This is a genomic window from Paenibacillus sp. ATY16 (assembly GCF_003399985.2).
In the GTDB taxonomy this organism is placed as follows: domain Bacteria; phylum Bacillota; class Bacilli; order Paenibacillales; family Paenibacillaceae; genus Pristimantibacillus; species Pristimantibacillus glycanilyticus.
Window position 1 is genome coordinate 1 of sequence record NZ_NMOK02000027.1, and the last position, 18,909, is coordinate 18,909.

An 18,909-nucleotide genomic window follows, 5' to 3' on the forward strand; every position below is an offset into this window, starting at 1 on the left:
AATCCCTACTACACAAACTTCTTGACGCTACCTGTGCGCGCCCAAGGTAGGTCCGTTCAAGGACTGCCGCAAGTTAATAAGACCCTGACAGGGTCTTATCGCAACTCAAGTTACTCCACTGGTGCTCAATAAGACCCCGGGAGGGTTTTATTTCACCTGTGCGCGCCCGAGACGCCCAGTTCTCTGATTCCATTTACAATCTTACCGCAAAGCGGCTGCCCCGAGCCGCGATCTGCCTCAAATGCTGGAAGTTCGGATGAACGACCAGATCGTCGAGATAAGCCGATTCGGAGCTGAACGGCTCTCGCATTCTATTTAATGCGCTAATAATCTGTTCGCCCGTTTCAATGCCGATGCCGTGCCCGAAGAACAGATTATCCGAAAGCTTCACGACATTCTCCCCTTGCCATTCCGGCGTCTCATGGTCGAAATCCGGATTGCGGAAGTACATCACGTCGCCCGGGTACGATTCATTCTTGTTATGTGTCGTAATGAACCATAAGTCGCCGTCATGGTTCCAATCCCGCAGATAAAGCGGATCAAACAGCTTGTTGAACGCTTGCTCCCCGATTGTATCCAGCACTGCTTTGTACAGCACGATTACAATCGCGGTCGCGCATTCGAACCCATAATTCTCGCCATTCCGGAAAATATCGTTAATCGCATCCGAAGGCTGAACATCCGGATTCATCTGGAAGCCGCCGTTCTCCGTCCTCGTCCAATAACGCGGATTGCATCTGGAGTTACGGAATACCGCGAAATCCGCCCGGCTGTCCTGCAGCATTCTGGCCGCATTCACCGTACGGTCCCGCAGGCGCAGCTCGAACCGGAGCGAGTCCATTGAATCATATTGGTAGACAACGGGACTGTTCTGCTTGCCTTGCAGCACGTCCCGCTCGACTGGCGTTAACGTAAACGGGTTAATGTCCCCGGCGTCATTGCCCGAAATTTGAAGCATTCCCCTACCCCTCCCATGATCATGCCATGGGTTATTGTACGTGTAAGGGCAGGGATTGGTGCTCTTCCCTAGGCTGCGCCACGGGCATTATAGCGGGTGGCTAGTGGCTGAAGAAACCGATCTGAATAAAGAACAGAACCGCGAACACGTAGAAAATCGGATGAACCTCTTTGCCTTTGCCGCGGATCAGCTTCAGAATCGGATACACGATAAAGCCGATGCCAATTCCCGTTGCGATACTGTACGTAAGAGGCATAAGAACAACAATCAGGAACGCCGGGAATGCTTCTTCAATGTCGCTCCATTCGATTTTGCGCAGGACGTTTATCATCAGGAAGCCCACGATAATAAGCGCCGGAGCCGTAATGGCGGGAATACCCGCGAGAACCGATACCGTCGGGGAGAAAAAGAGCGTCAGCGCCAGCAGTACGCTTACCGTTATGGCCGTTAGACCGGTTCTGCCTCCTACGGCTACCCCCGAGCTCGACTCGACATACGCGGAGGTTGGGCTTGTGCCAAGCAATGCGCCGGTAGTCGTACCGATGGCATCGGCAAGCAGCGCGCCGCGCGAACGCGGGAACTTATTGTCCTTCAGCAGGCCGGCTTGCTCCGCAACGCCAAGCATCGTACCGGTTGTGTCGAACAGCGTAATAAGCAAGAAAGTGAAAATAACGGCATAAAGGCCATTTTGGAACACGCCCCCAATATCCAGCTGGAAAGCCGTCGCACTAAGGCCTGTAGGCAGCGCAGCCCATTTTTCCGGCAAATGCATTTGGCCTGTGATAACCGCGATAATAGCCGTGATGATCATGCCGATGAACAGGAAGCCCTTTACCCGGTAAGCCATCAGAATAAGCGAGATAATAAGACCTACGATCGTAAGCAGCGTCATCGGCTGCGACAGATCCCCCATCGTGATGAGGGTCGCCGGCGAAGCAACGACGATTTTTGCATTTTGCAGACCGATAAACGTAATGAATAAACCGATACCCGCCGTAATGGCATGCTTCAGGCTTGACGGAATGGCATCAAGCAGCATGTAGCGGAAGGAAGTCAAAGACAGCAGGATGAAGATGACCCCGGCGACAAAAACCGCGCCAAGCGCCGTCTGCCACGATACGCCTTCTCCCCCTACGACAGAAAACGCGAAATAAGCGTTAAGCCCCATGCCGGGCGCCAGCGCAATCGGGTAATTCGAGAAAAGTCCCATAATGAGCGTTGCCACGATACTTGCGAGGACGGTGGCGATAAATACGCCGTGAAAGTCCATTCCCGCTTCGCTTAGCACGCCGGGGTTAACGATTACGATATAGACCATCGTAAGAAAGGTCGTAATTCCCGCGAGCAGCTCCGTTGTTAACGTAGTGCCCCGCTCCTTCAGTTTAAACAGGCGATCCATTGCTTGTTCCCTCCAGGTTGTCCTTATTGTCCGGATTGCGTGTTACCTATTGTCCCCTTGAATGCGCCGGATTAGTAAATCTGGAAAAACAAAAAAATCCCGCGCCGCGAATGAAGGGAAGATGGTTACACGTGTCCCTTATTCGTAGTTAGGATTTTTGGCTCCTTGTAGAGACCCTCACGCCATATTGATGAGGATATACGAATGATAGTGATGTTAGCTGTTCAATTAACCTTCATAAGGTTACTGGACAAACCTAGGCACTGTCAATCCTTTTTTTACGAAAATACGTGCTATTCACGAACTATTTATTTATTTCCATTTATAATGTTCGTTTTTTATAGAAAAAGCATTTTATCGGAAAGCTTTGCTGAATATTGTCGAACGACCCGGATTTCGCGAATCGAATCGGATGAACACTTCTTTTAGCGATATACCACTACCTTTGTCAGGCGGGCAGGGAGATCGTTTTCGAGGACGAATAAGTCTCGTAAGTGACAAATGAATGAGGTGATGAAATGACGTTGCTCAAAACGAAAGAGGCGGCCCATCAGCTGGCCGTCAGTGAAACAACCGTCAGGCGTTGGGTGTCGACCTTTCCGGCTTCCTTCCGGAAGGACATGTTTGGACATTATATTTTTGACACCCCGGCGATGGAGAAGCTGCGGAAAATCAAAGGCCAGCTGGATTCCGGTACAGCCCTGTACGACATCCGGCTTCTGTCGCTGGCGGAAGAAGAGTCATTGGCGGCTGTCGCCGCTGAGGTAATGGGAACGGCCGAATCCGCTCCGCCTGTTGCGGCGGAACGCCCGGCAAGCAAGTCAGATGATTCCGGTAAGCTGTTGGTTGATGCGAAGGGGAATGTTGTTGCGGCGGATGGCTTGGTTGGCGCAGCGGCAGGCGTAGGCCGAGCCGGCGGCGTAGTAGACAATGCGGGCAACCTTCATACGGTTGGCGGCAGCTCTCCTATGGGCGCCGGGGCTAATCTTACCGGCAGAAGCAGCATTGGCGCTCTGGTGGTGGATAGTGCCGGAAACGTATACGCGGCAGGCAGCGGAGGAGGAGCTCAAGGAGCCAAGGCAACGGCTGAGATTGCAACCGGTCTTCAGCATGCTGCGGCATCCGTTGATGCAGCTCAATCGCCGGCGGGATCTGTTTCCCAATCGTCTGTAGCTACGCAAGTCATCGTCCCTTCCGCCCCTGTCCATTCTTCATCCTCCGTAACCGACGAACTCGATCCGATGCTCGAACGTCTTAATGCCATAGAAGCTGCCCTGTCCCAGAAGGCCGATGAAGTCGTTACCGTCCAGCTGCTCCATCATCGCAAAGAGCTTGAGGAGCTCCGCAGATCGCTGACCGAGCTTGCCGCAACCATTGAAGCTCTTCGCACGCCGCAGCAAGAGCTGCTTGCGTTCGGAGAGAGCGCCAAAGCCGCCGCCGAGAACGAAGGCAAACGCAAAAAACGCGGCCTGCGCTCGTTCTTTTTCTTCTAAACGCTAACCTGCCGCAGGGCCTAGCTCCCCCACTCCCGCGTTCCCCGCATCCGAGTGAGGCCAGGTTAGGTCCTATTGGCGTTTGATGCCCTTTACCCACCGGTCCCGCCAATCGACAGCCTGTCTTTGTAGTCCATAGCGGCTTGCGCAATCTGCGGGAGATCATGGCCTTCCGTTAAAAGCTGCCGGTCATCGAACAAATAGTACGCGGGATAACCTCCGCTGCCGGCTTCGAGCTGCTCCTCTGCTTTCTTTCCTTCCTCCGAATTTACATCGTAGATGACCGGCGTGAAGCGTCCCGCCATTGCGGCCACCATATCGTTGACTGCCCGCGTTTCTTCCTGCACCTTGTCCTTCACCAATACAACGACTCGCAGCTCCCCGGCTTGTTCCGTAAGGAACGGCGCATAGTCCGGTACCGCGGCCATATCCGACTCTTTTTTCTGACTGCAGCCAGCCGCTATAACCAGTACCAGCGCAACAAGCCCTGCTGCTATCCACCTTCTATACACCATCCAACCGCCTTTCCGTCCAAATAGAAAAGAGCCAGCCCCCTGAATGGGCCGGCCCTTCACGCATTCCTATTCCTTCGATAACTTCACGTCCTGCGGATGAGGCTCGCTCGCAAGCTGCGCCGCTAGCGCATTCGATGCGACCTGCTCCGGATCCTTGCAGCCCGGGATTACTGCCGTTACGGCCGGGTGCTTGAGGCACCATGCGAGCGCCCAGCTGGCCATGTCCACGCCCTGGGGCACTTCCTCGCGCTGGATGCGCTCGACTTCCTTCAGCTTTTCCAATGTGCTTTCCGCATCGTGACGATGGCGCACGTCCGTGCTGCTGAACACGGCTCCCGGCTTGTACTTGCCGCTGAGGTATCCGCTCGCCAGCGGTACGCGCGCAAGCACGCCGAGGTCCTGCCGCTGGCAGGACGGGAAGACCTGCTCCTCCGGCACGCGGTCCAGACGGTTGTACACGACTTGGATCGCGCGGGAGCCTACTTTTGCCGATGCTTCCGTTTGATGAATGTTGGCGTTGCTGCCGATCGAAGTGCCAAGGAAACGGATTTTGCCCGCCTGCACCTGCTTGTCCAGCACCGTCCACAAGTCATCGTTGTCAAACGCTTGGTCAGGGCCGGAATGGAACTGATAAAGATCAATATAATCAACTTTTAAGGCCTTTAAAGATGCATCCAGCTGCTCAATTACACCCGCCGGGTCAAAAGAATCGGTACGCGTGAACCTTTCATGGAAGTGATGGCCGAATTTCGTTGCGATAATCCAGTCCTCGCGTTTGCGGCGGCTGATATAATCGCCAATAAGCGATTCCGACAGATGATCGCCGTAGCATTCCGCGGTATCAATCAGATTGATGCCAAGCTCATGTCCTTTGTCGAGAATCGCATCCGCCTCGCCTTGCGTATACTCGCGGCCCCATTCTCCTCCGAACTGCCACGTTCCGATGCCAATGACCGATACGTTAAGATCCGTGCTTCCGAGTCTCCGGTATTTCACAATCGCCACTCCTTCCGATTTTCACGAACTATACTGCACCTTATATTACCACATTGCGCTTGCAAGTTTCGAGTTACGGAAGGCTCAGCGGTTCTCTTCCCGCCTAGTCCTATACGCCGGAGTAAGCCATAAAGCCGCCGTCGACCGGAACGGTAATGCCGGTTACGAAGCCGGACACGCTGTCATCGGCAAGCCATACGAGCGTTCCGAGCAGATCCTCCGGTTTGCCGAAGCGGCGCATCGGGGTATGGGTAATGATTTTGTTCGAGCGCTCGGTCAGGGAGCCGTCTTCGTTCGTAAGAAGCTTACGGTTCTGCTCCGTCAGGAAAAAGCCCGGCGCAATCGCGTTTACGCGAATGCCGACATCCGCCATGTGAACGGCCAGCCATTGCGTAAAGTTGTTGATCGCAGCCTTGGCCGCGCTATACGCTGGCACCTTCGTCATCGGACTCGGAGCGCTCATCGAAGACATATTGATGACCGTTGCCCCCGGCTTGTTGATCATTTGCTGAGCGAAGACTTGCGTCGGAATCAGGGTGCCGAGAAGATTCAGATCGAAAACAAAGCCAAAGCCTTCTTTTTTCAGATCAAAAAAGCTCGTCACGTCAGGGTTCGCCAGATCGTCCGGATGGAACGTCTCTTTCGTCGTGATGCCGTCCGGATGATTGCCGCCGGCGCCGTTGATCAGAATATCGCAGCTGCCGAGCTGCTCCAGCACAACCGCGCTAGCTTCCTTCACGCTCTCCGCATCCACCACATTGCACGCAACCGCAATAGCCACGCCGCCTGCTTCGCGGATTTCGCGCGCCACGGCTTCGCCTTTTTCCGCCGTGCGGTTCAGAATCGCTACCTTTACGCCCTGACGTCCCAGCTCTCTCGCCATCTCGGCGCATAGCACGCCGCTTCCTCCGGTAATAACGGCAACCTTGCCCGCCAGATTCTCATGATTCGGTACCATCTTTATGCATTCCCCTTTCGAATTCGCTCAAGTCCGTCCCAGACGCCCCACAGATACATGATGCCAAGCGCGCGGTCATACAGACCGTACCCCGGACGGCATTCCTCATCCCAAATATGGCGGCCGTGGTCGGGACGCGCATATCCCGTAAACCCGCTCTCGTGGTACGCGCGGACAACCTCCGCGATATCGACCGTGCCGTCGCTCGATTTGTGGGAGGTTTCAATAAAATCGCCATTCTCGTACACGCGCACGTTGCGGATATGGGCAAAAGGAATCCGGTCCGCGAACTCCCGCACCATCGCCGGAATATCGTTGTCCGGGTTCGCGCCAAGCGAGCCGCTGCACAGCGTCAGTCCGTTGTACGGGCTGTCTACCAGCTTCAGAAGTCTGGCCAGGTTATCGCGATTGGTGACGATCCGCGGCAGGCCGAATACCGAGTACGGAGGATCGTCCGGATGGATGGCCATTTTGATGTCATGCTTTTCGCACACCGGGATGATCTGCTCGAGGAAATATTTCAGGTTGTTGAAGAGGTCCTCTTCCGTCACGTCCTTGTACGCTTCGAACAGCGGAGCAAGACGCTTCAGGCGCTCCGGCTCCCAGCCCGGCATCGAGTACGAGGAATTGCCCGCGATGTTGGCAACCAGCTCTTCCGCGCTCATGCTTTGGATTTTGGCTTTATCGAAAAACAGCGCGGTTGAGCCGTCTTCCATCTCCTTGAACAGATCCGTACGCATCCAATCGAAGATCGGCATGAAGTTATAGCAGATGACCTTTACGCCTACCGTCGCCAGCTTTTCGATCGTCCGCTTGTAGTTCTCGATGTAACGGTCGCGCGAAGGCAGGCCCAGCTTAATGTCATCGTGTACGTTAACGCTTTCCACCACTTCCAGATGGAAGCCATGCTCGTCGGCCAGACGCTTGTATTCCATGATTTTGTCCATTGGCCATTCTTCGCCTGCCGGCACGTCGTGCAGCGCCCATACGAGGCCTTCTACCCCCGGAATTTGCTTGATCTGCTTCAGACTTACCGAATCATTGCCTTCCCCGTACCAACGAAAAGTCATTCTCATGATAGTTGTCCTCTCCCAAGGAAATTTGAATTTAATCTAATCGGTAAAATAATCCGGATTCGCCTCCCGCAGCTGCGGAAGCTCCTGGTCCAGCTTGCGGATATGCTGCTCCAGCCGCGCCGCGGCAAGCTGCTCATCCCCGCTTCGTATCGCCTCGAACAGCTGGCGGTGTTCCTCAATGACACGGTCCATATGGCCGAACTGGTCAATGGCCAGGTAACGGGCGCGGTTAAGATGCGCGCGCATGTAATAGATCATCTGCATCAGCGTTTCGTTGCCGGCAATCTCCAGAACCGCGCGGTGAAAAGCCTCGTCGAGCTGCATGAACAGCGCGATGTCTTTCGCTTCGGCTGCGGCACGCTGCTGCTCCAATAGCGCTTCGAATGCAGCGCTTTCGGCGGAGCGGTCACGCTCGCCCCATTTGACTGCGGCCAGACGGAACGCGCCAAGCTCGAGCTGCTCTCGGATGAAACGGGCTTCGCTCACCTTGCGCGCCGAGATGAGGGCGATTCGCGTGCCCCGCTGCGGGAGCACCTCCAGCAGCTGTTCGCTGACAAGCAGCCGGATGGCTTCCCTTATCGGCGTCCGGCTTACTTTCATCGTCTCGGCCAACTCATTTTCGTAAATCATCGTACCCGGCGGCAGCTTGAACGAAACGATGCTCTCCCGGATCGACTCGTAGATCTGATCGCCCAGCGTCTTGCGCTGCTGCGGCTGCAGCGAAGAAATGAAGGTCATCTGCAATCCTCCTTCCGCGTTTTTCTCTTATCTTCACTTTACTTGTATTCTTGTATACAAGTAAAGTCCTAATTTTTATTACAAGGGGATGGCTGTCGCTCGAGGAGGGATTTTTCCCCTCCCCGTCCAGCTTCTGCGCACTCTTTCCGCCTACTTTGGGCGATTCCAATCAACCTTAACGATGTCGCACAGCGTTAAGCTTCAGGCTTGGCCGTTATTTCATTACCTTAACGATGCCGCGTATCGTTAAGCTCCGCCTTCTAAAGCCAACTTTTCGCCCGTCCGCACCCGCCCCTGACACTCGATCTCAGTATAGCGCACCCTCTTCTCGCGCATATAAAAAGCCTTAACGATGGCATACATCGTTAAGGCTTGTCCTTCAAATCCACATTCCCTATCGCCTAGCTGAACTCCGTCAGGATCAGGATCAGCGTCAGCGCCGATATGCAAATAATGCCGCCGATAGCCGAGAACAGCATGCTGGCCGTTCTTCCCCGCCTCGCGTCTTCGTAGCTTTGAATAAACAGGACAACGCCCAGCAAAATAACAACCAGGCTTGTCGATAACCGGCTCGGGATCATTCCCGTCACGCCTAGAACAATTAGAACCAGATAGGCCACAGTGGCCGCGTATTTCGTACTTCGCCATCGTTTCAGTCTCATCCCGCACTCAGATCCCCTTTTGCCTGGATTCCACATCGCCAGCTTGTACTATTGATTATACAGGATATGGAAGGGTTCGGCGACAAAAAAAGGACCAGCGGGCGGTCCAAGCTACACGTTTACTTTAAGCATCCGCTGCCCCGGCAAGCCTCTGCCTTGGGGTCTCTTCGCAGCCTGCTCATTCCGTCGTAGCCGAAGTGCGCTGATCCTCTGATTTGCAATGCATTAGCCGTAGTAAGTAACGTTCACCGTCGAACCAATGGGCATCAGTTCCTCGGCGTAGTGGCGGATTTTGCTCTTGGCCGTCTCTGTGAAGGGGGAATGGCTGTACGCGGCCAGATGGACCGTTCCGGTACGGACATCATACCGGTTGAAGGAGACCACAACACCGGCAAACAAATTGTTCAGCACCGCAAACACGGCCGACTGGTCCAGTCTGCCCCGCAGCGCCGTCTTCGCAAGCTCCTCGTCAGGCTTTGCGCATGATACCTGATCCGCAGCCGCTTCATTGTACGGTTTCACCGACACGCAAATATCCGGTGACATCCATTCCATCGCATAACGGTGCAGCTTGGCTGCATCCGCTTCGGACAACTGAAGCTGGTCGTCCCATGCATAGATCGTCGCCTTATGATGTCCACAGCTGCGAATGGTGACATATCGAATATGCGGAAAACGTTGTCTGACTGCCTGCTCCCACCAAAGACGAGTTCCCATCGCAATACCACCTTCTCGTGTAAATTGGCCTCCCAACACGTTGATAGCGCTTACAATATTGTATGGCTCTCCGTTCAAACTATTCCACTACTAGCAGAATGGTTCAAGCAGAGCAGAGAAGAATGAGCACACCTTTATCCGAGCCCCTCAAAAATGAGCGGCCGCGTACATAAGTAAAGGGAAAGGCTCGACATCCGCCTCCCCTTTCCCTTCTGCTTGAATATTCCTCAATATGGATTTAATACACTGTCGCGGTTGTTGATCAGATCGGAGACCGTTACCATCTCGTAGCCTCTTCGCTGGAGCTCCGGCAGAATGATCTTTAGCGCTTCCACCGTCTGCACCGAGCGCGGAACGTAATCGTGGAGCAGAATAATGTCCCCGTTGCGGGCATTGTTCAACACCTTGTTCACAATCTTTTGTACGCCCGGGCTGCGCCAGTCGTTCGTATCCTGATGCCAGGACCATAAGACGGTGGTATAACCGTTTTTCTTGGCGATTGCAAGCATCTGATCGTTATAAAAGCCGCCCGGCGGGCGGAACAATAAGGGCTTTTTGCCGGTCACCTTCTCTAAAGCCTGCTCTGTCTTCACAATTTCGTTCTGCACCGTTTCGTAGGTCTTTTTCTGCAGGAAGTAGTGGTTGAACGTATGGTTCGCTACCTCATGGCCTTCCGCAATTTCCCGTTTAATCGTTTCCGGGAAGCTCTCCACGCGGTTGCCCACAACGAAAAAAGTCGCCTTCGCATGATATTCCTTCAACAGGTCCAGGATCGGTTCCGTTGTGTCCGGATAAGGCCCGTCATCAAACGTTAACGCGATTCTCTTGTTCTCGCCCGGTACTTCCCAAATGATCTCGCCCCGCTTTTCATAGTAGGCTCTGTCTTTGGTTGCCACTGGCGCCGAAAAACCGCATAAAAGCGCTGTGACCGTTACACCCAATACGAATCGTTTCATACCTATGAAGTTACTCCTCCCTGGATGGCATCATAGGTATTATTCCGCAATTGCTCCGCCATATCCCTAACCGGCGAATTCCTTCCCTTGTTCCTTCGCGAACCTTGCCACTTCTTCTTCCGCAGGCATGCCCGTCTGCGCTCCGAATTTCGTAACCGCCAGCGCGGACGCCATCGAGGCATAATCGACCGCGTCACGCAGGTTCCGTCCGGATGCCAGCGCCACGGCTAGTGCCGCATTATAACAATCTCCCGCCCCCGTCGTATCGACTACCGGCATTGTATAACCGTTGATCCGAACAAGCTTGCCCTCTTCATCCAAATAAGCCGAACCGCTTGCGCCCAGCGTCGTCACCACATGAGCGGCTCCAAGCTCCATCATCCGGCGTATAGCCGGCTCCAGCGAATCGCCGTCCGCGCTCATATCCGCATAACCGCTGAGCTCGGTCCGATTCGGCGTAAAATAGTCAACCAGCCCGAACAGCTCTTCAGGCAGTTGCTGCGCCGGCGCAGGGTTCAGCACCACCAGCTTGCCGAGCGCCTTTGCTTTGCGGGCGGCATACAGCACGGTCTCCACCGGAATCTCGAGCTGCAGCAGCACGAGATCCGCTTCCTTCAGCTTGTCCTCGCTGCGGTCGATATCCGCCGGTTCCACAAGTCCGTTCGCCCCCGGAACGACAACAATGCTGTTGTCTCCTTCCGCGACATAGATGGAGGCAATGCCGGACGCCGTTCCCTCTACCCTCTTCACGCCGGCAATATCCACCCCGTCCTTCCGAAGGCTGCCGAGCAGCTCTTCTCCAAAGGCATCGTCGCCTACCGCCCCGATCATCACCGTATCTGCGCCAAGGCGCGCTCCGGCTACCGCCTGGTTAGCCCCTTTGCCGCCCGGAATAAAGCGGACGCGCTGGCCGGTTATCGTCTCTCCTACCTGCGGATACGCGCTCGTCTCCACCACGATATCCATATTCAAGCTGCCGATAACGACAAGCTTTGGTCGACGTTGATTCATCATTGATTCCTTCCTTCATCCGTAATTGCGCCATAAACCACAGCATTCTAATTCCGCTTTTCTTTGCTATAACAGCAGCTTGGCCAATTGCTCATAGTTTACTGCCGTATGATTCGGCGTATGCTCGCCCGATTCCGGGCTTGCCTCCCGGTGGTTGAACCAGATCACCGACCAGCCCGCTTCGAGTGCGCCAATAACGTCATTGCGCCAGGAGTCGCCGATATAAACGCTGTTCTCCGGCCTAGTCCCGGTTGCTTCGTTCACGTGATGAAATACCCGTATATCCGGCTTGTCCCAGCCAATTTTGCCGGAGACGAACTGCCGCTCCGGCGGAATGAGATGATCAAGCTCCATCGCCCGGATTTTCCGGAGCTGATGATTCTCGGCGCCGTTCGTCAGCAGACCAACGACATAACCGGCTTTAACCAGCCGTTCAATTAACTCCTTGGCCCCTTCGAACATCGTAATGTTGAACTGGCAGCCAATATAAGCGGCTTGCATAGCGGAGGCCTGCTCCTCGCTGAGCGCGATTCCAAACTCCGCAAGGGCCAGCTCGAACCGCCGCCGGCGCATCAGCTCCGTGCTTGAGCCGCTCTCCATCGCGCCTGCCCCGCCCATCTCGAGCGACAGCATGTCGCTATGGTAACGCATCCGGTGGTAAGCCTCTTCGTAAGGAAAGCCTTCCCGGTCCCCAACAATGGCGATAACCGCCTGACGGAAAGGGGATAAATGATCGTACAGCGTATCGTCTACGTCAAAAAAGACGCCTTTTTTCACCATGCTTTTCTCTTGTATCATGCTTTAAAATGACCGCTCCTCTCTTGCTATGCCTTTTATTGTACCACCGGAACGGTAAAAGACCCAGCCATAACGGCCGGGCCTTCCAACTTCAGGATTCCGGTTCCCCGCGATCGGGATCGGATTCCGTTTCTTTATGATCTTCCTGCTCCGCCGTTTCCTCGATCGGCTCCGCCGCAGGCGAAGCCGCCGCCTTGACCGGTGCCGGTGCAGCAGGCGTAACGGTTACCTTCACCTCGGACGGCTCCGGACGCGGCCTGCCGTACAAATCCTGATAAATCTGCTCGATTTCCTCCCCGGTCAGATCGCCATGCAGGAGCAGCTCTTCCGCAATCTTGTGCACGAAGTCGGCATGATCGGTGACAAGCTTCTTAACCTGCTTCATCTGATCCTTCAGAAGCTCGTTAATCTGCGGACGAAGGGACTTCAAGGCATCCATTCGGGATCCGGCCGCCAGGAAGCTGTACAGCTCGTCGCCCATCCCGACCATGCCCAGATAAGCACCCGCGCTTTCCGTGGCCTGGCGCAGGTCGGAGGTTACGCCATTCAGCTTCTTGCCGAGGAACTCTTCCTCGACGGCGCGGGCAGCGAGGCAGACCTGAATATGAGCCAGTATCTCGCTGTCGCTCCGGTTATACCGCTCATGCGTCGGCTTCGTAGCCGCAAGCCCAAGCGATCCGCCGCGCCGGATAATGGTCACCTTCCATACCCGTTCATGCGGCTTGAGCAGGAATTGCGCCACCGCGTGCCCTGCTTCGTGATACGCCACATTCCTCTTCTCGTCGTCCTTCATGGAACGAAGAGGCTGCTTGAGGCCCCATTCATACGTCTCCATCGCGGCGCGGAAGTCCTCGTATCCCGCTTCCTGCGCACCACGCTGATGCGCAATAACGACGGCTTCGTTGACGATATGCTTGATTTGGGCCGGGCTGTATCCGATCGTATCCATCGCGGCCTTCTCCGGCGTAAGCGTCGAGTCGGTTTTTATCTTCTGTAGATAGTACCCGAACACGTCAACGCGTCCGTCATAATCCGGCGAGTCTACCCATAGCTGGCGGTCGAATCGCCCAGGGCGGAGCAAAGCCTGGTCCAGCACATCCGGCAGGTTGGTTGCGGCTATGGTCAGCACGGGCGGGCGTTCCGCTTTCTTCCGCAGCAGGCCAAGCTGGCGCAGGAATTTCTTAAACCTCGAGCTGTCGAGGTTGGGAGGATCCATCTGCAGGAGAAGCTCGTTCAGAAGCCCGGTGCCGCCGCCCATGCCGAACATGCCGCCCCCGCCCCCGCCGCTTTGTCTCGACATGCCGATGGCATCTACTTCGTCGATGAAAATAATGCAGGCTCCGTACATGCGCGCCAGCTTCCGGGCTTTTTTGTAGATCCGCATCACCCTCAGATTGCCGACGCCAAAAAACATGTTCTGGAAGCTTGGAGCCGAGGCGTAAGCAAACGGCACTTGCGCTTCGTTGGCAATAACTTGAGCCAGATAGGACTTGCCTGTTCCCGGCGGTCCGCATAGCAGCAGTCCCCGTATGGCCTCGCCGCCCATCTTCTTGAAATCCTTCACGCCTTTCAGCAGGCTGACGATCCGCTTGGCGTTCTCCACGATCTCCGGGTTGCCCCGGTAATCATCCCAAGTGGCGCCGGTCTCCCCGGGCAATACCCAGTATGTGCGCCCCCTGGACAGAAACCAGAACAAGGCGGCAAACTGAATAATCATGAACAAGATGGCGAACAGCAGCTGAAACAAATAGCTGGAAACAACAAGCGCAGCATTCCAAGCCGTTGGTCCTCCTGACCAGATAAGCCAGACGATGATGACGAGGACTACTAGCCTGAGGAGGAATCTACGCCACTTGATCCACTGATAACTCCTCATGGCTTCACTTCCTTTTAAGGTATGCCTTATTCTATGAAATGGCATACCGCCCCATGACTACCATTGCGGGAAGGAAGATTAACGCCGGCTGTCAGAAGGACGAACACAAACCTTAATAGCCAAGCTCCTTCAAAATGCGGGACAACGTGCGCAAACGTTCCCCGTTCAGCTCATCGTCGTCGCTCAGCGCCTGGCTGAACAGCTTGATATCCTGATCGATCTTCTCGTTATCCGTACACACCTCGACGGTCATTGCATCCCCCTGCAGGCCGATGCGGTCAATGACCGGCTTCTCCGGATCGTACAGGTTAGCGTACCGGTAAGATTCTTCGCGAAAATGCTGCATCGACCGGGTGATCAGGATCGCCAGATCCAGCACGCGGTGAAGCGGCAGCTCCTCGGATTGGCGCGACCATTTCTCGCCGGTGTAACGCCATACCTTCGCCGAGATTTCAACCTTGCCTCTGTCGTTCCATTGGGCAAGTCCAAGCGACAGCCCCTTGGCATCGGTATGCTCGGCGTAACGTCCATCCACCTGCTCGTAATTTTCAGAGACGATCACCGGTTTATGCTTTAACGTTGTAGGAATTTTCATGGGAAGCTCCTCCGTTTTCAAAAAGAAATATTTATGTCATTAATGTGTTTACTAAATTACTAAATTAGTAGTCCAATTATACTTCCCCAGCTCGTCAGCGTCAAACTTACGTCCCTCCTCGGTACGAAATACTTCTATTTACTGGAATCAGTGGCATTTAAGTAGAAGATGAAGCCGCCTACCGTGACTAAATCGGTTAATGTAGGAGAAGTGTTTGTGGGCGACTCCGTTATCTATACGCTGGTCGTGAATAACCCTGAGGTCTCAACGCTGGATAGCGCTGTTCTTCACGATATCGTGCCAGCCGGCCTGTCGTTTATCCCGGGCAGCGTCTCGATCAACGGCGTGAGCTCTCCTGCGGTTAATCCCGCGATAGGCATTCCGCTTGCCATTATCGGCGCGCTGCAGACGGTTCGCGTAACCTTTGCCGCCCAAGCCGTCCAGGAACCGGAGAATCCGCTCACCGTAAACAGCGCCAGCCTAACGTTCAACTATGTCACGCCAAGCGGCGCACGCCTGCCGGGCACGGTTCCATCCAATCCGGCGACCGTGCTCATCTCCGACCACGAGGAATAAACAGAAAGCCCATCCGCCAAGTTGACCGGATGGGCTTATTTTTTAATCATGCAAATTATTAAGGATGTTATCTTCAAGCACCGCTGCTTTGCTGCCGTATTCCTTGATAATGTGCTGCTCTCCCCAATTGCATAAGGAATCAAGGATCGGGCGCAAACTATCTCCGTATGGCGTAAGCTCGTATTCAACCTTTGGGGGCACCTGATTGTAGACAATCCGGTTCACGATGCCGTCGTCCTCCAGCTCCCTTAACTGCTGGGTCAGCATCTTTTGCGTGATAGAAGGCATAAGCCGCTTAAAGTCGCTTGTTCTTTTCTTGCCGTGCGTCAGATGGCATAAAATCACGCATTTCCACTTGCCCCCGATGACTTCAAGCGTTGCTTCCACGGAGATGTTGTATTTCTTCGGCGGTATTATGGTTGTCTCCATTGCTGATCCTCCCGTTCCATAGGTACTTTTTAGTGCCTATATTACTTTTTAGTATCTATATTACAAAATAGTGCGTACTAGTCACATCGACTGATTGCCTCCATAATAGCACTTACCGGCCGAACAATACAATTACGAAACGGAGAGTGCAACGAAATGGTTACAAAACAGAGCCGCTCGGCGCTGGCGCTGCTCGCGCTTGCCATCAGCTCTTTTGCCATCGGAACGACGGAGTTCATCAGTGTTGGACTCCTGCCTTTAATCTCGGAAGATCTGGACATATCCGTTACGACAGCGGGTTTATCCGTTACTTTATATGCGGTAGGCGTTACCGTGGGGGCGCCGCTGCTTACCGCCCTGACCTCCAGAGTGCCGCGCAAAACGCTGTTGATTGCCATTATGATCATCTTTATTCTCGGCAACAGCCTTGCGGCAACCGCGGGCAGCATTGCGATGCTGCTCATCGCCCGCGTGATCTCATCCTTCTCGCATGGCGTGTTTATGTCCATCGGCTCTACGATCGCCGCGGATCTTGTCCCTGAAGACCGCCGGGCCAGCGCGATTGCGATGATGTTCTCGGGCCTTACGGTCGCTACCGTGACCGGTGTGCCGCTTGGCACGCTGCTTGGACAGCATATGGGCTGGCGCACCGCTTTTATCGCTATTGCCGTGATTGGCGTCATCGCGCTTATTTCCAACCTGCTGCTTATCCCGAATACCTTGCGCAAGGGAAACCGGACGAAGCTGAGCGAGCCTTTCAAAGTACTGAAGAACGGCCGGCTGCTTCTCGCTTTTGCCATTACGATGCTTGGGTACGGCGGTACGTTTGTCGTCTTCACCTACCTGTCGCCGCTGCTTCATGATATCACCGGGTTTAAAGAGAGCACGATTGCGGGCATTCTGGTTCTGTACGGCGTCGCGATTGCGGTAGGCAATATCATCGGCGGCAAAGCGGCTAACCAAAAGCCTCTGTCGGCTCTGCTTGCGATGTTTATTCTACAGGCGGTTATTCTGCTGATATTGACGTTTACGGCGCCTTACGCGGCAGCCGCGTTAGTGACGATTACCTTGATGGGCCTGCTGGCCTTCATGAACGTCCCAGGTCTTCAAATGTATGTCGTTCTGCTCGCGGAACGGTATATGCCAAAATCCATTGATGTCGTCTCGGCCTTGAACATCTCGGCCTTTAACGCCGGAATCGCCATTGGCGCTTATATCGGCGGCATTATTACAGATGAGCTTGGCTTGATTCACACCCCTTGGATTGGCGCGATTATGGTGCTTGGCGCCGTTGCTCTGACGGCATGGAGCCGCTCCATGGAAAACAAAGATTCAAAAGGCAAAGAACTGAAAGCTTCGGCTTAAAAGAGAACTTTTCCGTGTAACCAAACATTAGGTCCATGCTTTCGAAGCATGAATCATCACAAATGGCCTTTATTTAAGGCCATTTGGGTGATCATTCATTTTAGGAGGATTCCCAACATGACAACAGCAAAACATTTAAACGATAAAGTGATTCTGCAAAACGGCGTAGCGATGCCTTGGCTTGGCCTTGGCGTATTCAAAGTAGAGGATGGCAGCGTCGTGATTCAATCCGTGAAAGACGCGATCAAAAACGGCTACCGCAGCATCGATACGGCGGCTATCTACGATAACGAAACCGGCGTTGGCCAAGCTGTCCGCGAATCGATGGCCGAGCATGGCATTGAAAGAGAAGATTTATTTATCACTTCGAAGGTATGGAACGCCGATCTCGGTTACGAGTCGACGCTTGCGGCTTTCGAGACAAGCCTGAACAAGCTTGGCCTGGACTATCTGGATCTGTACCTGATTCACTGGCCGGTCGAAGGCAAATACAAAGACGCATGGCGCGCTCTCGAGACGCTCTACAAGCAAGGCCGCGTGAAGGCGATTGGCGTGAGCAACTTCCACGTGCATCATCTGCAAAACTTAATGAAGGACGCCGAAGTTATGCCGATGGTTGACCAAGTCGAATACCATCCGATGCTTGCCCAGAATGAGCTTCGTGCCTTCACACGCGAGCACAACATTCAATTGGAGGCTTGGTCCCCGCTCATGCAAGGCCAGCTGCTTGATCACCCGGTACTGGGCGAAATCGCAGCCAAACACGGCAAGTCGGTAGCCCAAGTCATCCTGCGCTGGGATCTGCAAAACGGTGTCGTAACGATTCCGAAATCGATCAAGGAATCCCGCATCATCGAGAACGCCCACGTGTTTGATTTCGAGCTGTCCTCCAACGATGTGGCCGCAATCGACGCTCTGAACGAAGACCGCCGCGTTGGTCCGGACCCGGACAACTTCGATTTCTAATCATTTGTGAACGGGTTTTGAACAAGACAAGCCAGATGAACCAAAAAAGGTTCGTCTGGCTTTTTTTTATCTTGCCAATTAATTTATCAAGCGATAAAATAATTTTTGAATCAGTTTATTTATCATGTGATAAAATAAAAGGAGGAAACCGTATTTCAGATAAAAGGAGTATTTAACGATGGCACGCCGAAAAAAACAACCCCTTGACGAAGCAACCCGCTCGATGATTATCCATACCGCGCATGACCTGTTCATGGAGCATGGCTACCGGTCGGTTACGACTCGCCAGATCGCGGAAGCCTGCGGCCTTACGCAGCCCGCCATGTACCATTATTTCGCGGATAAAGAAGCTCTCTATACCGAGGTGCTGCGAGCCGTTACGGAAGAGACAAAAATCGCGATGAATGAGCTTGTCGCAAGCGAAGGCTCGGTAAGAGAACGACTCATCAAGCTTGTCGTTTATATTTTGAACAACATGCCCGATGATCTGAGCCAGATGGAACGGGACATCCGCCAGGAGCTCCGCCCGGAAAACCGGCAGCTCATCAATCAGTGGTGGCAGGAATGCTATTTGATACCCATTGCCTCCCTGTTCGAGGAAGGACAGCAGAAGGGCCATTTGAACGGAGCGGAGCAGCTCGGACTGGATCCGATTCCTTCCGCCTTTACGCTGCTAAGCATGGTTCAACGCAAGCCGCGCGGAGGCGCAAGCGTCCCCATACCGGCGGAAGCACGGGCCACGCGAACCGTCGATATTTTGCTGTACGGGCTTGCCTCCGATCAAGGAAGAGAAGAAAAGAGATAAGGTTTATGTTTATTGATAGG

20 protein-coding genes and 1 riboswitch are annotated in these 18,909 nt (G+C 54.2%); of the genes, 5 read left to right on the plus strand and 15 right to left on the minus strand.

Annotated features, from left to right (window positions below):
* Positions 1-193: 193 nt before the first annotated feature.
* Both CFI03_RS17735 and CFI03_RS17740 read right to left on the minus strand, forming a co-directional pair.
* A complete protein-coding gene (locus CFI03_RS17735) occupies positions 194-958 on the minus strand; it encodes a protein-glutamine gamma-glutamyltransferase (protein ID WP_248758253.1) in 765 nt (254 codons plus the stop codon).
* A gap of 100 nt (positions 959-1,058) precedes the next feature.
* Positions 1,059-2,357 carry an NCS2 family permease gene (locus CFI03_RS17740; RefSeq protein ID WP_248758254.1) on the minus strand — a complete coding sequence of 433 codons (1,299 nt, stop codon included), beginning with the start codon at positions 2,355-2,357 and terminating at the stop codon, positions 1,059-1,061.
* Positions 2,358-2,482: 125 nt separating this feature from the next.
* A riboswitch (purine riboswitch) is annotated at positions 2,483-2,581 on the minus strand.
* Positions 2,582-2,875: 294 nt separating this feature from the next.
* Between CFI03_RS17740 and CFI03_RS17745 the strand changes: the two genes are divergently transcribed.
* Positions 2,876-3,850, plus strand: a complete 975-nt coding sequence (locus tag CFI03_RS17745; protein WP_248758255.1) for a MerR family transcriptional regulator — start codon at positions 2,876-2,878, stop codon at positions 3,848-3,850.
* Positions 3,851-3,942: 92 nt separating this feature from the next.
* Here the strand turns inward: CFI03_RS17745 and CFI03_RS17750 are convergent, their stop codons facing one another.
* From CFI03_RS17750 to CFI03_RS17805, 12 genes are all read right to left on the minus strand, one after another.
* On the minus strand, positions 3,943-4,365 hold the full coding sequence (locus CFI03_RS17750; protein ID WP_248758256.1) for a hypothetical protein: 423 nt from the start codon (positions 4,363-4,365) through the stop codon (positions 3,943-3,945).
* A 66-nt stretch (positions 4,366-4,431) separates the two neighbouring features.
* Positions 4,432-5,361: an aldo/keto reductase gene (locus tag CFI03_RS17755; RefSeq protein ID WP_248758257.1), complete on the minus strand. Its 930-nt coding sequence runs from the start codon at positions 5,359-5,361 to the stop codon at positions 4,432-4,434.
* Positions 5,362-5,470: 109 nt separating this feature from the next.
* Positions 5,471-6,319 (minus strand): SDR family oxidoreductase, encoded by an 849-nt coding sequence (locus tag CFI03_RS17760; RefSeq protein ID WP_127498684.1) that lies wholly within the window; start codon positions 6,317-6,319, stop codon positions 5,471-5,473.
* A 2-nt stretch (positions 6,320-6,321) separates the two neighbouring features.
* Positions 6,322-7,395, minus strand: a complete 1,074-nt coding sequence (gene uxuA, locus CFI03_RS17765; protein WP_248758258.1) for a mannonate dehydratase — start codon at positions 7,393-7,395, stop codon at positions 6,322-6,324.
* Between the two features lie 36 nt (positions 7,396-7,431).
* Positions 7,432-8,133: a GntR family transcriptional regulator gene (locus CFI03_RS17770; RefSeq protein WP_248758259.1), complete on the minus strand. Its 702-nt coding sequence runs from the start codon at positions 8,131-8,133 to the stop codon at positions 7,432-7,434.
* A 401-nt stretch (positions 8,134-8,534) separates the two neighbouring features.
* Entirely contained in the window at positions 8,535-8,795 is a 261-nt protein-coding gene (locus tag CFI03_RS17775; RefSeq protein WP_012772333.1) for a hypothetical protein, read from the minus strand.
* Between the two features lie 225 nt (positions 8,796-9,020).
* Positions 9,021-9,512 (minus strand): hypothetical protein, encoded by a 492-nt coding sequence (locus CFI03_RS17780; RefSeq protein WP_248758260.1) that lies wholly within the window; start codon positions 9,510-9,512, stop codon positions 9,021-9,023.
* 227 nt (positions 9,513-9,739) lie between these two features.
* Positions 9,740-10,468, minus strand: a complete 729-nt coding sequence (locus CFI03_RS17785) for a polysaccharide deacetylase family protein (protein WP_127498692.1) — start codon at positions 10,466-10,468, stop codon at positions 9,740-9,742.
* A 66-nt stretch (positions 10,469-10,534) separates the two neighbouring features.
* On the minus strand, positions 10,535-11,482 hold the full coding sequence (rbsK, locus tag CFI03_RS17790) for a ribokinase (protein ID WP_248758261.1): 948 nt from the start codon (positions 11,480-11,482) through the stop codon (positions 10,535-10,537).
* 63 nt (positions 11,483-11,545) lie between these two features.
* Complete coding sequence (locus tag CFI03_RS17795) at positions 11,546-12,277, minus strand: HAD family hydrolase (protein ID WP_248758262.1); 732 nt, start codon at positions 12,275-12,277, stop codon at positions 11,546-11,548.
* Positions 12,278-12,368: 91 nt separating this feature from the next.
* A complete protein-coding gene (locus CFI03_RS17800) occupies positions 12,369-14,153 on the minus strand; it encodes an AAA family ATPase (protein WP_248758263.1) in 1,785 nt (594 codons plus the stop codon).
* Positions 14,154-14,265: 112 nt separating this feature from the next.
* Entirely contained in the window at positions 14,266-14,748 is a 483-nt protein-coding gene (locus CFI03_RS17805; protein ID WP_127498700.1) for a DUF6530 family protein, read from the minus strand.
* 183 nt (positions 14,749-14,931) lie between these two features.
* Between CFI03_RS17805 and CFI03_RS17810 the strand changes: the two genes are divergently transcribed.
* A complete protein-coding gene (locus CFI03_RS17810; RefSeq protein ID WP_248758264.1) occupies positions 14,932-15,324 on the plus strand; it encodes a DUF11 domain-containing protein in 393 nt (130 codons plus the stop codon).
* A gap of 42 nt (positions 15,325-15,366) precedes the next feature.
* Here the strand turns inward: CFI03_RS17810 and CFI03_RS17815 are convergent, their stop codons facing one another.
* Positions 15,367-15,738 carry a winged helix-turn-helix transcriptional regulator gene (locus tag CFI03_RS17815; RefSeq protein WP_085982402.1) on the minus strand — a complete coding sequence of 124 codons (372 nt, stop codon included), beginning with the start codon at positions 15,736-15,738 and terminating at the stop codon, positions 15,367-15,369.
* Between the two features lie 171 nt (positions 15,739-15,909).
* Between CFI03_RS17815 and CFI03_RS17820 the strand changes: the two genes are divergently transcribed.
* The 3 genes from CFI03_RS17820 (at position 15,910) to CFI03_RS17830 (ending at position 18,889) form a co-directional block, all read left to right on the plus strand.
* Positions 15,910-17,118 (plus strand): MFS transporter, encoded by a 1,209-nt coding sequence (locus CFI03_RS17820; protein WP_248758265.1) that lies wholly within the window; start codon positions 15,910-15,912, stop codon positions 17,116-17,118.
* 117 nt (positions 17,119-17,235) lie between these two features.
* Positions 17,236-18,084, plus strand: a complete 849-nt coding sequence (locus tag CFI03_RS17825; protein WP_248758266.1) for an aldo/keto reductase — start codon at positions 17,236-17,238, stop codon at positions 18,082-18,084.
* A 178-nt stretch (positions 18,085-18,262) separates the two neighbouring features.
* Positions 18,263-18,889 carry a TetR/AcrR family transcriptional regulator gene (locus tag CFI03_RS17830; RefSeq protein WP_248758267.1) on the plus strand — a complete coding sequence of 209 codons (627 nt, stop codon included), beginning with the start codon at positions 18,263-18,265 and terminating at the stop codon, positions 18,887-18,889.
* Positions 18,890-18,909: the final 20 nt, after the last annotated feature.

Excerpts from the sequence above, each read along its gene's own strand:
- CFI03_RS17735 (WP_248758253.1), bottom strand. The coding sequence starts at position 958 with ATGCTTCAAATTTCGGGCAATGACGCCGGGGACATTAACCCGTTTACG.
- CFI03_RS17740 (WP_248758254.1), bottom strand. The coding sequence starts at position 2,357 with ATGGATCGCCTGTTTAAACTGAAGGAGCGGGGCACTACGTTAACAACG.
- CFI03_RS17745 (WP_248758255.1), top strand. The coding sequence starts at position 2,876 with ATGACGTTGCTCAAAACGAAAGAGGCGGCCCATCAGCTGGCCGTCAGT.
- CFI03_RS17750 (WP_248758256.1), bottom strand. The coding sequence starts at position 4,365 with ATGGTGTATAGAAGGTGGATAGCAGCAGGGCTTGTTGCGCTGGTACTG.
- CFI03_RS17760 (WP_127498684.1), bottom strand. The coding sequence starts at position 6,319 with ATGGTACCGAATCATGAGAATCTGGCGGGCAAGGTTGCCGTTATTACC.
- uxuA (WP_248758258.1), bottom strand. The coding sequence starts at position 7,395 with ATGAGAATGACTTTTCGTTGGTACGGGGAAGGCAATGATTCGGTAAGT.
- CFI03_RS17770 (WP_248758259.1), bottom strand. The coding sequence starts at position 8,133 with ATGACCTTCATTTCTTCGCTGCAGCCGCAGCAGCGCAAGACGCTGGGC.
- CFI03_RS17775 (WP_012772333.1), bottom strand. The coding sequence starts at position 8,795 with ATGAGACTGAAACGATGGCGAAGTACGAAATACGCGGCCACTGTGGCC.
- CFI03_RS17780 (WP_248758260.1), bottom strand. The coding sequence starts at position 9,512 with ATGGGAACTCGTCTTTGGTGGGAGCAGGCAGTCAGACAACGTTTTCCG.
- CFI03_RS17785 (WP_127498692.1), bottom strand. The coding sequence starts at position 10,468 with ATGAAACGATTCGTATTGGGTGTAACGGTCACAGCGCTTTTATGCGGT.
- rbsK (WP_248758261.1), bottom strand. The coding sequence starts at position 11,482 with ATGATGAATCAACGTCGACCAAAGCTTGTCGTTATCGGCAGCTTGAAT.
- CFI03_RS17795 (WP_248758262.1), bottom strand. The coding sequence starts at position 12,277 with ATGATACAAGAGAAAAGCATGGTGAAAAAAGGCGTCTTTTTTGACGTA.
- CFI03_RS17800 (WP_248758263.1), bottom strand. The coding sequence starts at position 14,153 with ATGAGGAGTTATCAGTGGATCAAGTGGCGTAGATTCCTCCTCAGGCTA.
- CFI03_RS17805 (WP_127498700.1), bottom strand. The coding sequence starts at position 14,748 with ATGAAAATTCCTACAACGTTAAAGCATAAACCGGTGATCGTCTCTGAA.
- CFI03_RS17820 (WP_248758265.1), top strand. The coding sequence starts at position 15,910 with ATGGTTACAAAACAGAGCCGCTCGGCGCTGGCGCTGCTCGCGCTTGCC.
- CFI03_RS17825 (WP_248758266.1), top strand. The coding sequence starts at position 17,236 with ATGACAACAGCAAAACATTTAAACGATAAAGTGATTCTGCAAAACGGC.
- CFI03_RS17830 (WP_248758267.1), top strand. The coding sequence starts at position 18,263 with ATGGCACGCCGAAAAAAACAACCCCTTGACGAAGCAACCCGCTCGATG.